The 13,592-nt window shown below is 33.4% G+C and carries 13 protein-coding genes; all 13 read right to left on the bottom strand.

All coding sequences use genetic code 11. The features are described 5' to 3' along the window. Positions 1-1,503: a lipopolysaccharide biosynthesis protein gene (locus PMI13_RS03880; RefSeq protein WP_007840910.1), complete on the bottom strand. Its 1,503-nt coding sequence runs from the start codon at positions 1,501-1,503 to the stop codon at positions 1-3. Beyond that, positions 1,500-2,015 carry an acyltransferase gene (locus PMI13_RS03875; protein ID WP_007840908.1) on the bottom strand — a complete coding sequence of 172 codons (516 nt, stop codon included), beginning with the start codon at positions 2,013-2,015 and terminating at the stop codon, positions 1,500-1,502. Before PMI13_RS03875 ends, PMI13_RS03880 begins: the two co-directional genes overlap by 4 nt. A gap of 2 nt (positions 2,016-2,017) precedes the next feature. Further along, positions 2,018-2,518, bottom strand: coding sequence for a hypothetical protein (locus PMI13_RS03870; RefSeq protein WP_007840907.1), 501 nt, complete (start codon positions 2,516-2,518; stop codon positions 2,018-2,020). A gap of 10 nt (positions 2,519-2,528) precedes the next feature. Beyond that, entirely contained in the window at positions 2,529-3,584 is a 1,056-nt protein-coding gene (locus tag PMI13_RS03865; protein ID WP_007840905.1) for a DegT/DnrJ/EryC1/StrS family aminotransferase, read from the bottom strand. Next, positions 3,584-4,672, bottom strand: coding sequence for a DegT/DnrJ/EryC1/StrS family aminotransferase (locus PMI13_RS03860; protein WP_007840904.1), 1,089 nt, complete (start codon positions 4,670-4,672; stop codon positions 3,584-3,586). Before PMI13_RS03860 ends, PMI13_RS03865 begins: the two co-directional genes overlap by 1 nt. A gap of 5 nt (positions 4,673-4,677) precedes the next feature. Continuing rightward, positions 4,678-5,700, bottom strand: a complete 1,023-nt coding sequence (locus PMI13_RS03855) for a polysaccharide biosynthesis protein (RefSeq protein WP_007840902.1) — start codon at positions 5,698-5,700, stop codon at positions 4,678-4,680. Positions 5,701-5,703: 3 nt separating this feature from the next. Further along, entirely contained in the window at positions 5,704-7,965 is a 2,262-nt protein-coding gene (locus PMI13_RS03850; protein WP_162129627.1) for a GumC family protein, read from the bottom strand. Between the two features lie 294 nt (positions 7,966-8,259). Beyond that, positions 8,260-8,886, bottom strand: a complete 627-nt coding sequence (locus PMI13_RS03845; RefSeq protein WP_007840897.1) for a DUF3575 domain-containing protein — start codon at positions 8,884-8,886, stop codon at positions 8,260-8,262. A gap of 30 nt (positions 8,887-8,916) precedes the next feature. Further along, positions 8,917-9,486 carry a sugar transferase gene (locus PMI13_RS03840; protein WP_238536273.1) on the bottom strand — a complete coding sequence of 190 codons (570 nt, stop codon included), beginning with the start codon at positions 9,484-9,486 and terminating at the stop codon, positions 8,917-8,919. 196 nt (positions 9,487-9,682) lie between these two features. Beyond that, positions 9,683-10,819 (bottom strand): DegT/DnrJ/EryC1/StrS family aminotransferase, encoded by a 1,137-nt coding sequence (locus PMI13_RS03835; protein WP_007840891.1) that lies wholly within the window; start codon positions 10,817-10,819, stop codon positions 9,683-9,685. 116 nt (positions 10,820-10,935) lie between these two features. Continuing rightward, complete coding sequence (locus PMI13_RS03830; protein WP_007840889.1) at positions 10,936-11,487, bottom strand: sugar transferase; 552 nt, start codon at positions 11,485-11,487, stop codon at positions 10,936-10,938. Further along, the gene (locus PMI13_RS03825) at positions 11,484-12,395 is read right to left on the bottom strand and encodes an NAD-dependent epimerase/dehydratase family protein (RefSeq protein WP_007840888.1); all 912 of its coding nucleotides are present in this window, start codon (positions 12,393-12,395) and stop codon (positions 11,484-11,486) included. The genes PMI13_RS03830 and PMI13_RS03825 overlap by 4 nt, the downstream gene beginning before the upstream one ends. Then, positions 12,392-13,558 (bottom strand): glycosyltransferase family 4 protein, encoded by a 1,167-nt coding sequence (locus PMI13_RS03820; RefSeq protein ID WP_007840884.1) that lies wholly within the window; start codon positions 13,556-13,558, stop codon positions 12,392-12,394. Before PMI13_RS03820 ends, PMI13_RS03825 begins: the two co-directional genes overlap by 4 nt. Positions 13,559-13,592: the final 34 nt, after the last annotated feature.

Here is a 13,592-nt window from a genome sequence, read left to right as displayed (position 1 = left end):
TTATTTAAACGGAGAGTTTTTTAATTTTAAAATATTCTTAAACATTTGTTTAGGTACTAAAATCAGAACTGTAAAAAATAAACAAAAAATTGTTGAAATCCCAATCCAAAAAACTTTCAGTATCCGATTATCATGTATAAATCCTGATAATGAACTGAATATAAAGGCTATCCCGAACGAAATAATTAATGGTAAAAGAATTTGCTTCAGATAAATATCTGTAATTATTCTGGTTTTCAATATTTTTTTATTAATAAAGTAAAGGTACACAAAAGTTGTTATTGTTTGAACACAGCAAAACACTAATGCAGTACCTACAGCCCCATAGTATTGAGTTGCCAGCCAATATCCCGGAAAAGTAATAATCAGGCTCAAAACACCTAAAATATTATTTAATTTGGTATATCCATTAGCAATGGCAATCTGGTATGGCAGATTGACTAAGGCCGACATTCCCATCGAAATGGATAAAATCGGCATAAAGTCAGAGGTATTATGTACGATTGTCAAATTATTTGTCCAGATCCAAACTAAATCTTTAGCAAAAAAAGACATATTTGCCATAATAGCAAACACCAATATTGAAACTATTAAACCTGCCATGTTAAACAATTTAGCAGCCTCTTCACTCTGACCACCTGAATATTGGTATGTAAAACGGGGCAGTAAAGCTGTAGTAATAGGAGTCACGACAATGATAATTGCTTGTGAAAGTGATAATGCAAGGGTATAATACCCCAAAGTCTCAACAGACAGAAGCCTGGTTATCATAATTTTATCCATTTGTGTATTTACTGCGGCCACGATTGCAATCAGCAGCATTCCGCCGGCAAATTTCCAAACATTTTTCAGAATTTCTTTTTCAATGTTTATAGAAAAACAGATGGAATATTTTCCTGTTAATTCCTTTTCCAAGGAGAATTTTACTAAAATCGTAAAAAGTAAAGTTGAGAATGCCTGCCATAAGAAAAAGGCTTTCAATGTGGGTAATAAGAACAGTAAAAAAACAACAAATCCGTTTCTCACTATTCCCCAGCCAATCTGATAAAAATTTGCCTTAACCTGCTTTTCCAGCCCCAATAATCCGCCAAAATAAAATCTGATTAATAATTGAAAGCCGGTTTCAAAACTGATTATCTTTAAAAAAAGAGAAACCTCTGATGGTGAATATGATTTAAGATTGAGAAACTTTAATGCAATACTATCTGCGGAAAAAAAAATAGCAGCAATACATACCGCTGTTATAATGAAATATAATGACTCCAGGGTTCTGTATGTTCTTACCCTTTCATCTTTAGTGTTGTCATTCCTTGCAAATTCTCTGGAAAGAGTCGCGGTAAGCCCGGCATCTAAAATGGCCATCACACCGGCAATAATCAAGGTAAAACTTATTATAGAATAGCTTTCAAAACCTAAAAGTTTAATATAAACAGGAATAAACAAAAAATTTGATAAAATACCCCAGAATTTGCCTAAGAAATTTGCCAGTATATTTTTTTTCATCTTATTCTTGCCTTAATAAATCTGGCTGGAACTCCACCAACTATTGTATATGGATCTACATCTTTATTAACAAAGGAATTTGCGCCTACAATAGCTCCTTTACCAATTCTTACACCCATCCCTATCGTACTGTTTGATGAAATCCAAACATCATCCTCTATCATTACAGCTTTTTCAATATATCCTTGCTTTGCCATAGGAACTGTAATATCAGAAGTTTCATGATTAAATGCTATAATTACTACATTAGGGGCAATCATAACATTTTTGCCTATAAAAACGCCTGCATTTTCTCCGGATATGGTACAGTTTTGAGCTATTGAGCTCCCTTCACCCATTTCAAATTTGCCTTTTATTGCCACATTAGGTGATATCCAGACATTTTTATGAATTTTACAACCTCTTTGATTATAATCTCTGACTCTTAGCTTATTGAATTCTTCCGGCAGATTTTGTACAATCGAATGCCATATGGCAGAGAAAATATTTTTTATTTTAGAAAAAATGATCATAGTCAGAATAATTTACCATTATATTGTAACGTCTCAAATTTAATTATTTTATTGATCATACAATAAATAGTTTTATCTTCATTATCAATTTTAAGTTGTGACTGATGAACCAGGTTCCAACCATTTTCAGAATAGAATTTCACTAAATCTTTCTTACAAAATAATACACCTAAAGAATCTATTTTATTTAAATATTGATTGACAGCAATTATAATATCTTTTCCCCAGCCTTTTCCTTTTTCTAAAGCACAAACATTACCAATACCATAAATTGCCAATTCTTCAGAATCTATTACAACTGCTGTTTTTATTAAATTCATATAGGCAAGATACCGCTTTCCATCTGATAACAGAACATGGATATCTTCATCATTGAGATTGGAATTTATCCATTTTTTTTGATTTTCATAAGAGTACGGCCATGCAACAGATTTAATTTTTATGATCTCATTTAATAAATCATAATCAATATCTCTGTGGTATATAAATTTAACTTCTTTCATGATCATTTGTTTAGAGCCACCAGCCACAAGGAACTGCTACATATTTTCCCATGAATTCATTTACTCCTTTTAAATTTTCTCGATTTTTAAAAACAGAATAAATATTATTGTTGATATGTACGCCGGTTGAATAGAATCCTTTATCTTTCATCTTCTGCAAAAATTCATTTTTGTTTTCTGATAAAACACCATATACCCAAAAGTTCGGATTCACATTTTTATTGATTTTTAAAGGCTTTGCATTTACCTGTTTTTCAAAAAAAGTATTCCATTTTTCGGCATTGGCTTTTTGTTTCCCGAGTAAAGTTTCGATTTCTTCTATTTGTTTAAGGCCAATGTAAGAATTGATCTCACTCATAGTGGCACCATACCCTTCAATATTTATATCGCAATCAGGGTTAATTTCGCCGTTTTCAAGACGGAAATTTGTTCTGTCAATGCCATAATCTCTCACTAATTTTGCTTTTTCAAAAAAAACTTTGTTATTAAAAGAAATTGCACCTCCATCGATAGTATTGGGTAAGCGAACAGTCTGGAAAGAAAAAACCGTCATATCTGCACCGGTATTTCCTGTTCTGTTCCCTTTATATTCGGTTCCGAAAGCTTCAATACAATCATCTATTACAGGAATCCCAAACTCTTTTCCAATTTGGTAAACATCTTCCAATTCTCCTGCATATCCACAAAAAAGGTTATTAAAAATGGCTTTGGTGTTTTTTGTAATTAATGATCTCAATTGAGATACATCCATTGCGCTTGTTTCAGGATCTACATCAATCCATCTTATGTTTAGGCTTTTTATGGCAAAAGGCTGATTGCTAGCCAAACAGCTAACCGGGCTTGCAATGATTTCATCGCCGGGTTTTAAATCTAAAACGGATAAAACCGTTAGTAAAGCATGGTTATAAGTTGTCGTGGTAAGAATATGCGGATTACCAATAAACTGAGAGAGCATTTTTTCAAATTCTTTCCCATATTTTCCGTAAGCCAATTGCCCCGAATATAAAATTTCATTAATACCGGTCGTGATGTTCTCCGGCATAAAGGGTTTGTATATAGGAATCATTACCAGCCCTCTTTAATAAGTTTGATTATTTTATCGCAATCCTCTTTTGTAACCCACCATCCACACGGAAGGTGTACCATTTTGCTATAGAAAACATCCAAATTAGGCATTTCTGCAGGAAAATCATTTAAATAGGTATGCAGATCATTTCTTTTATGAAGCTCAGAAGCCATAATCCCGTTATTTTCCATTTTCTTTATGAATGCATCCCTGTTATCCACTTTTAAAGTATAAAGCCAGTAAGAAGATTCTGTGTCCGGATAATACTGGATCAGTTCAACACCTTCGACTCCCATTAAATGTTCGTCAAGATATTTCCCGTTGTCAATATATTTTTGTACTAATTTTTCAATATTTTCCAGTTGGACAAGACCGATCATAGCATTCACATTATTCATATGGTATTTGTACCCTTGAATTGTGATATTATTATCCATCCTGGTTAGTTTTTTGTCTAATCCAAACCAGCGGATTATTTTCCCTTTTTCATACAATTCGTTATCCAGAATCTGCAAAGCACCACCATCAATTGTAGTTAGATGTTTGATCGCCTGAAATGAATACACTGTAAAAGGAAAATGATTTCCTGTTTTTTTTCCGTTATATTTAGCTCCGAGCGCATGAGCTGCATCTTCGATAACCGGAATATTATATTTTTCAGAAATTTCCTGAATACGTTTTACATCTACCGGAATTCCGGCATAATCTACTACGATAATCGCTTTTGTTTTCGGATTAATGGCTTTTTCAATCGCATCAGGAGAAATATTCCCGGTTTTTATGTCTATATCTGCCCATCTTACTTTGGCTCCGATCATTTTTATGGCAACATTGGTGGGCTCAGCTGTTAATGCAGTACTGATCACTTCATCTCCTTCCTTTACACCTGCCAAAATCAAAGCAATGTGTAAAGCTGCCGTTCCGGAATTTAAGGAAAGAGTATTGCCTCCACCTATATATTCTTCAAATTTCCTTTCAAATTGTTCTACCGCCTCGCCTTGTGCAACATAGCCGCTGTATAAAATTTCTTCCAACTTCGGCATTAAAATATCCCTGGGAGGAATGGAAGTTTTTACTAATGGTAACATCTTTATTATTTATTATGGGTAGCTAGCTCGTCTTTAACATGATCTAAAGTAAGAAGGAGCGCTTTCAATTCCTCAATGTTCAGTCTTTCAGTATTATCAGAATTGTATTCGTTATCAATCAATTTAGGGCCGTCTTCCTGAACGTATTTTGTATAATTCAAATCCCTGAAATCGGCCGGAATTCTGTAAAATCTACCTAAGTCTTCCGCCTTGGACATTTCTTCTTTAGAACATAAAGTTTCATATTTTTTTTCGGCATGTCTTTCTCCGATAATAACAATTTCATTATCAGCATTGAATAATTCTTTCAAAGCCTGTGCAAGAACAAGGATTGTAGCTGCCGGTGATTTTTGCACAAATATATCTCCCGGATTACCATTATTAAATGCAAACATCACCAATTCTACAGAATCATCCAGAGACATCATAAACCGGGTCATATCCGGATTTGTAATCGTTAAAGGTTTGCCTTCTTTAATCTGCTTGATAAATAAAGGGATGATTGAACCTCGAGAACACATTACATTTCCGTATCGTGTTACGGTATAAATAGCATTAGCATTATCTACTCTTCGGTCGCGAGCTTTGGCAACCGCCAATTTTTCCATCATTGCTTTGGAGATCCCCATTGCATTAATAGGATAAACAGCTTTATCGGTACTCAAAACAACAACCCTTTGTACATTATTCTGAGCTGCTGCCTCCAGTACATTTTCGGCACCTAAAATATTGGTCTGAACTGCCTGCATCGGATAAAATTCGCAGGACGGGACTTGTTTTAATGCGGCTGCATGAAATACAAAATCTACTCCGTTCATTGCAGCATTAATACTTTTGAAATCACGAATATCTCCAATTACAAAATTTAATTTGTCATTTTTATATTCGATACGCATATCCTCCTGTTTCTTTTCGTCACGGGAAAAAATTCTTATTTCTTTCAGATCAGAGTTAAGGAATCCTTTAAGCATTGCATTACCAAAAGAACCGGTGCCTCCGGTAATCATTAAAACTTTACCCTTATACATGAGTTATGAGTTATTTTTTTTAAAATTGAATAATCGTTGCCACCACTTTTCTACATCCGCATGATATCCGTATCCATATTTGTTACCATACCCTAAATTAGAAGCATGTACATCATTGAGAACAAATGCTGCCTTCTTAATTTTTTCACTATTAATTTTCCCTTCTGCAAAATGTACAAATTCTTTCTCTGAAAATTCTGATCTTACAACATATACGGTAGCATCTGCAATTTGTGAAATCAATAATGTATCGGTAACTAGCATTAAAGGTGCTGTATCAAGAATAATATAATTATACTGACCTGAAACTTCACCTATCAATTTTTCATATCTGCCATTCTCAAGAAGTTCAGCAGGATTAGGCGGAATACTTCCTGAATAAATAAAATCACAGTTTGAATGAAAATTACTAGGATGAATGATTGCTTTTGGATCCTGAACTTCCCCATGTAAGTACTCACTTAAACCAGTTGCATTTTTCATATTGTTATTAAACCTCTGCAATTGGGGGTTTCTTATATCTGAACCAATGATTAAAACCTTATTTACCCCGGACGATAATGCCAACGATAAGTTTACAGAAACAAATGTTTTACCTTCTCCTTTAACAGACGAAGTTACCAGAATAATTTTTGCTGAATCTTTCTTTGGAAGTATATATTTTAAATTGGTAACTAAAATTCTGAAAGCTTCCGCCACCTGAGAAGTATCATTCGTTTCAATATATTCTTTTTCTTTTCTGCCCAATCTTGGTATTTCAGCCAAAAGTGGTATCTGGGTATTTGTAGTTAAATCGCTGCCTTTTTCAATTTTATTCTTCAATAAAATTTTTGCGAATATGTAAAGGAATGGAAGAATAACTCCTAAGGCTAATGCAATTCCTAAAATCCATATTTTTTTGGGTGAGACCGGTTTTCTAAGGGCATAGGCCTGATCTATAATCCTGGCTTTTTCGGAAGTTATTGCCATTGTAATAGCAGCTTCTTCTCTCTTCTGCAAAAGGATAAGATATAAATTTTCTTTAATCTGCTGCTGACGCTCTATATTTCTGAAAAGTTTCTCCTGAAAAGGAATCTGACTGATTTTACCTTCGGATGTTCCCATTTCAGATAACATTCTTTTACGGGCAAAATCCAAGGAAACTTCATTTTTAGAAAGACTTTGGTTTACTGATGATTTCATCAGAGCGAGTTGTTTTTCAATTTCCTTTACCAGCGGGTTCTCAGAAGTTGCATTTTCTAAGAGCTTATTTCTTTGAATAACCAATTCATTATAATCCAGAATACCTTTCGTAGCTGCATCATTATTAAGTCCTATATTCACCGGTAAAACATCTGAAACCCCTTTCTTACTTAAAAAATTCTGTAAATCCCTGTTAAGCTCCAATTGGGTATCAATATCCAGCAATCTTCCTTTTGTACCTTCTTTCAGCTGAAGGTTCATTTTTGCCTCTGTCGGTAAATCTACAATATTATTGGTGGATTTAAATCTTTCCTTTTGTGTCTCAACATCACCCAGCTCTCTTGAAATCAAATTAATACGCTCATCTATAAAATCCTTACTTCTTTTGGATTGAATATTTTTATCTTCAATGGCATACAAATTATACTGAAGCACTATTTTATTTAAAAAAATCTTTGCTTTTTCTTTCTCCGGATAATCTAAAGACAGTTCTATTATGGTTCCTTCTTTATTTGAAAGATTAACCTGCAGGCCTTTCCGGAATGCATCTACCGTACCCTCAAAATCAGTATAGGTAAAAAATAGGTTTGATAAATTCTGACTGCTCTCTTTACTATTTTTAAAATCTTTATTTTTAGAAATGATAATATCTGCAAATGGAAGACGAATGACTTTATCGAACGGCGAAGTAAAGTCTTTACTAAAATCTTTTGAGTGAAGCTTTACCATATTATTCTGAATACTGATATCAATAGGCTCTCCAGAAAACTCCGCATCTTTTCTCTCATTAACTACTCTTATAATTACAGGAAGATTATCTCCATAAAGTTCTGTATTATACAATAAATGTTTTGCATAGACAGGTGTCTGAAAATTGACGTTTTTCAAAACATCTTCAATAATAGATTTTGATTTAAAGATATCTATTTCGTTTTCAATACTGCTGGTCCCCATCCCAGGCATTGCTCCCAAACTTTGTAAAATACCAAAGTCACCCGAAGCTGAAGACATCTTTTGAGCATCTTTGATCAGAACTGTTGACTTAATCTTATAAACCGGCACTGACGATTTAATAAAATACATCGCCACAATTAGCATTAAAAATATACTGATAAGAAACAAAAGCCGTTTCTGTAAATATGGTTTTAAAATTTCTCGGATATTTAAATCAGCGCTATTGCCTTTCTCCATACTTTTTTTTAAAGAAGTGAATAATTTTATAATCTATGAATAAACCTTGCAAATATATATATTTTATAAATTCATTGCAGTAATTTATGTAATATATTGACAAGAACTTTTTTTGTAAAGTTATCTTAACTACTACCAGCTTAACATTATTAAAAATGCAATAAAATTCAATAACTCTGAATCGTTTTATTTCAACTTATAGGTTACCATTAAACCACCACGTGTAGGAATAAGCTCTCCACTTTTATTCCATTTTTTGGCTCCGTCATATCTTTCATTGTTATCTTTTAAATAACCTTTATAAAAAGACTGCTCGTTTCCTATTCCCGCATAGACATCCAGGCCCCATCTGTCGTTGATTGTAAAATGATATCCGCCACTTACTCCCACAATAAAAGCCAACCCTTTCTGATATCTCTCTGTTTTGCGTATACTGCCATCAGGTAAAGTTTCAGGAATTCCATTTTCATCGTATACAGCTTTTTTATTCCAATAGTTCCATTTCTGAAGATTAAAAGCTGCCATTGAGAGATAAGCTCCTACATACCATTTCTTCATACTTTCATCAAAATAATAGCGGCCTTCCAATGTCCCCATATAAATCTGAAGATTTTTGCCCCCGAGAGATTTCCATGGAGAAACAAAAGCTTCAGCCTGCAGGGTGAAATTTTTATTCAGCGATTTTTCAACAGCAACATTTACAATACCTACCGGCGCAAAAAGCGCATTCATTTTTACTTCCGTCTGAGCACTCACCAAAGAAGCTAAACAAAAACAGCCAGCGACATAAAGATTTTTAGATAAACATTTCATTGTATAATATTTTTGTTCTAACAGTAGTAATTATATTCTCAATATTGAAACGGTTTTTATTAATATGTGAAGGTCATTCTTTAAAGAAAGATGATAGTAATAATCAAGATTCATTTTTATCTTATCCGGAAACAGAACTTCATCATTGTACTTTAACGGATTTTCCTGTTGTTTAAGTATTTCTTCCTCATTGCTGTATTTAATCCCAGCATCGCTGATAAGGCCCGGTTTTAATTGGAGAATAAGGCGGTCTTCCCCTTCCAGCCTATCATAATACCCTGGAATATCCGGCCTGGGACCGATTAAAGACATATCCCCTTTTATAATATTAAATAACTGGGGAAGTTCATCTAATTTTGTTCTTCGCATCCAATTTCCTATAGCAGATTTTTGACGGGTTTCGGGGTGGAGGGTTCTGAATTTATAAATATTAAAGGGTTTTGCCTGCCTGCCAATCCGTTTCTGAATGAAAATACCGGGAAAGCCTGTATCGTAAGAGGTCAGAATCATCAGTAAAACGAAAACAGGAAGCAATATAATCACGGCAACGGTAGTCATACCGTAATCCATCAACTTTTTCCAGAGAGGGTATTTTTTCACAAAATTTGTATTGACCGCAAATATATAAAATATGTCAGAAATTAATTTATAAGAAAAAATCTATTGAAGCACAAGACAGATTAAATATTTCTTAAAAAAATCAGATTTGACTTTTAATTGATCATCTTATATGCTAAACGGATGTCCTCGATACTCTCAGACACCCGTTTTATTTTTTTCAATAATCAAAATTTTCTTATTTGGAGAAAACTTGTTTTATCACTTTAGCAATTCTGTTTCTTTCATCATCCGTAAGATTAGACCCTGAAGGCAGGCATAATCCGTTTTCGAAAAGAGTTTCGGCTACATTTCCGCCATAATACGGAGCATCTGCAAAAACAGGCTGCATGTGCATAGGCTTCCACAGAGGCCTGGATTCTATATTATCTTCAAGAAATGCGAGACGCAGATCTTCACGGGTTTTACCTGTTTTCGAAGCATCTACAGTGATTGCAGACAACCAGTGATTGGAATAAAAATCTGTACCTGGTTCTGAAAGCACTTCTACTCCATCAATATCCTTAAATATATCTACATAGAAACTCTGCATTTTTCTGCGGGCATCAACTCTGTCATTTAAAACTTCCATCTGACCACGTCCTATTCCTGCAGAGATATTACTCATTCTGTAATTATAGCCGATATGCGAATGTTGATAATGCGGTGCATTATCTCTCGCCTGGGTAGAAAGGAAAACCGTTTTGTCTTTATCTTCCTGAGTATGGCAAACCAATGCTCCGCCTCCTGATGTCGTAATTATTTTATTTCCGTTAAAAGATAAAATTCCGAAACGTCCAAATGTTCCACAAGCATTTCCTTTATATTTAGAACCTAATGCTTCGGCTGCATCTTCAATGACAGGAATTTCATATTTTGCTGCAATTGATAAAACTTCATCCATTTTTGCAGGCATTCCATACAGGTGAACAACTATGATTGCTTTTGGTTTATTCCCTTTTGAGATTCTGCCTTCAATAGCTTCCTGTAAAGCTGCCGGAGACATATTCCAGGTATCTTTTTCAGAGTCTACAAAAACAGGAATTGCACCTTGATAGGCAATAGGGTTGGCTGAAGCAATAAAAGAAAATGAAGATGTTATAACCTCGTCACCAGCTGTAATACCTAGAATTACTAATGCAAGATGAATAGCCGAAGTAGCTGAATTGAGTGCGCAAATCTGAACATTTCCATGAAGATATCTCTGTAAACTATTTTCAAATTCATTGATATTTTCACCTAATGAAGTCACCCAGTTTTTCTGAAAAGCATCTTCTACAAAAAATATTTCTCTTCCAGTGAGATGAGGTGAGGAGAGCCAAATTTTATCTTTCATATCATTTTATAACTAATAACAAATGTATTTATTTCGGAGAAATCAAATCAAAATTCATTGTGCTTCTTTCTATATTCCCACTTATTATAATTTTATCAAAAAGTAGCCTAAAAATATTACTTTTGGATTCTATCTCCCTGCCCTTTACCACTTACCGTTGCAAAAATATATTGAAAATAATCAGAAAGTGTAAGATTCTGAAGCATTTCAGCATCTTTTTCTGCTAAATCTTTTGGTGTAGACATATCGATTTCATTAATTTGGGCAAGCCCTGTAATGCCGGGGACTGCGTTATACACACCTCGTTTGTCTCTTTCTTCTATGAGTTCTACCTGATTAAAAAGATTGGGTCTGGGTCCTACCAAGCTCATATCTCCAATTAACACATTAATCAATTGAGGAAGTTCATCCAATTTGGATTTTCTTAGAAACCCTCCAAATTTTGTCACGGAAGATTGGTTTGATAAATGGGTGGCAACAGATTTTGTATTCACATGCATTGTTCTGAATTTAATCAGTTTAAAAGGTTTTTTATAACGTCCTACTCTTTCCTGTACAAAAATGGGTGAGCCTGTATCAAAAATACCAACAAGATAAAGTATTATGCCTACTGGCCATAAAAAAAGAATTCCTACAAATGAAAAGATAAAATCGAAAATACGTATCATTTTTTATTATTTTTAAAACTTGTAATGGTACTAACCAATCCTTCTTCTGCCGATAAAGGTAGTTGTTTTATTTCTAGTGCGTTTTTTATTTTTTGGTTCGAAACTACATAACTTTCAGTTAGCTTTTTTAAGCGTTCCGAATTGAGTGGCAACGGTAATATATCACCTATTTTCACAATACCTTTAATGAATCCGGAAGGAATATTCCATAGTTTAGATTTCTTTCCTAATACTCTAGATATAATTTGTATCAATTTGTTTGTGGAAATATTTTCATCATCTGCAAAGTGATAAATACCGGACGCAACTGTTTTTTTCTCCAACATATGATGCATTAAATAGCAAAGATTATCAATGCTTAAAAATGAGCGTTCGTTTTTAAAGCCGGCCAGCGGCCAAGGAATTCCTTTTTCAACTATTTTATATAAAAGGTTTAAGTTTCCTTTATTACCGGGACCATGAATCATACATGGACGTATTATAAACAATCTTTTGCCTTCAGGCAATTTTTGGTTCTGTAAATGTTGCTCCGCCTCAAATTTTGACTTTCCATAAGGTGTTTGTGGATTTCCTTTAATATCTTCCTTCAATACAACTTCTACAGTATCTGCAACTGCTTTTACCGAACTAAAAAAGAAAAAATCTTTAATTTCAGATTTTAAAAATTCATTGAATAATTCAATGGTTAAATCCCTATTGACTTTAAAATAAATATCTTCTTCTGAAGTGTTTTCTGTATCATGTGCCTTTCCTGCCAAATGAATAATGGCATCTACATTATTGCCCAATGCATTTTTCCAGGATTCATTTCGAAGTGATATTCCATTCACTTCTATTTGTCTATCTATCAGGTATTTTGACAAATTCTGACCTACAAAACCTGTCATACCGGTTATTAGTGTTTTCATAAATATTTAAGCATTGAAGATGCCATTTCACGATTAATAGTAGAACGCTCAAATTCTTCTATGAATTTTTCTCTTTTGCTTCGCGTGTAAGTAAAGTTTTTCAACTGGTTCACAAAATCTTCAACATCACAAGGCTTAAACAGAATCTTGTTTGGTATGTTCTCCGCAATAAATGTATTTGCATATCCTCCAACTCCTGCAATTATCGGTTGTGGAAAACAAGCCAATTCAAAAACTTTAGATGGCAATACTTTTTTAAAAGCTTCATAGTCATTTAAATGAACAAAGGTAAAATCACATTCTTCATAGACCTTTATAAGTTCTTCACGCTTCATTGGATTAAAAAAAGTAACATTTTTAAGGTTTAAAGATTTTATCTTTTCCAGTAATCTGTTTTTTATTCCCCCATCTCCAATAATGACAAACTCATAATCATTTCCTAATAATTTTGCTGCATCTGGTATAATTTTATCTAACCCTTGACCTTCTCCTAAATTACCTGCGTATACAATTTTCTTCGGTTCCTTAGGTATTTCCAATGAGGCATTGTTATTAATGAAAACAGGGTCTATCCCATTTGTAAAATAGGTGTAATTACATTTGTTATATTGTTTAAAATAAGATTTAAATCCTTCTGAAATCAAATTAATATGCGAGGCATATGAAAATGTACGTTTCTCAATCTGCTTTATAACAGGTAATAAAAATGTTTTTAGCATTTTATTTTTTAAAACATCTTCCATTGTATCATAAAAAATGTCACGAACATCCAAATAAAGTGGAACTTTGTTTTTGGATGCAATTTTATATCCCAAATAGGCTGTGAACAATCTTGAAGAAGAAGATATTACCAGGTCATATTTTTTATCTTTCGTAAGCTTTATTGCTTTTGTATAATACTCTTTATATGAAAATATCTGATCCTTCATTCCATTATTATGAGAAGGTAGAGGGATTCGATGGATATTTAAATTTCCTCTTTTTTCGTATTTTAATGCTTCAGTCTCGTAAGTTTTATATCTATTTGGAACACTGGTTATAACATCTATTTCAGCAATACCTGAAGCCTGTTCTGCTAATTCCTTTATCAATGGGCTATTTCTAAATGATCCTGCACACAAATCAGGTTCAAAGTAAAATGTTAGATATAGTATTTTTTTCATTTAATCTAAATTATTTAATTTTTAAAACAAGTGC

Origin of the sequence: Chryseobacterium populi (assembly GCF_000282115.1) — a bacterium.
Classification (GTDB): domain Bacteria; phylum Bacteroidota; class Bacteroidia; order Flavobacteriales; family Weeksellaceae; genus Chryseobacterium; species Chryseobacterium populi.
This window is presented reverse-complemented; position numbering and strand designations above follow the sequence as displayed.

Coding starts and splice junctions, on each gene's coding strand:
- PMI13_RS03880 (WP_007840910.1), bottom strand. CDS start 1,503: ATGAAAAAAAATATACTGGCAAATTTCTTAGGCAAATTCTGGGGTATT.
- PMI13_RS03875 (WP_007840908.1), bottom strand. CDS start 2,015: ATGATCATTTTTTCTAAAATAAAAAATATTTTCTCTGCCATATGGCAT.
- PMI13_RS03870 (WP_007840907.1), bottom strand. CDS start 2,518: ATGAAAGAAGTTAAATTTATATACCACAGAGATATTGATTATGATTTA.
- PMI13_RS03865 (WP_007840905.1), bottom strand. CDS start 3,584: ATGATTCCTATATACAAACCCTTTATGCCGGAGAACATCACGACCGGT.
- PMI13_RS03860 (WP_007840904.1), bottom strand. CDS start 4,672: ATGTTACCATTAGTAAAAACTTCCATTCCTCCCAGGGATATTTTAATG.
- PMI13_RS03855 (WP_007840902.1), bottom strand. CDS start 5,700: ATGTATAAGGGTAAAGTTTTAATGATTACCGGAGGCACCGGTTCTTTT.
- PMI13_RS03850 (WP_162129627.1), bottom strand. CDS start 7,965: ATGTATTTTATTAAATCGTCAGTGCCGGTTTATAAGATTAAGTCAACA.
- PMI13_RS03845 (WP_007840897.1), bottom strand. CDS start 8,886: ATGAAATGTTTATCTAAAAATCTTTATGTCGCTGGCTGTTTTTGTTTA.
- PMI13_RS03835 (WP_007840891.1), bottom strand. CDS start 10,819: ATGAAAGATAAAATTTGGCTCTCCTCACCTCATCTCACTGGAAGAGAA.
- PMI13_RS03830 (WP_007840889.1), bottom strand. CDS start 11,487: ATGATACGTATTTTCGATTTTATCTTTTCATTTGTAGGAATTCTTTTT.
- PMI13_RS03825 (WP_007840888.1), bottom strand. CDS start 12,395: ATGAAAACACTAATAACCGGTATGACAGGTTTTGTAGGTCAGAATTTG.
- PMI13_RS03820 (WP_007840884.1), bottom strand. CDS start 13,558: ATGAAAAAAATACTATATCTAACATTTTACTTTGAACCTGATTTGTGT.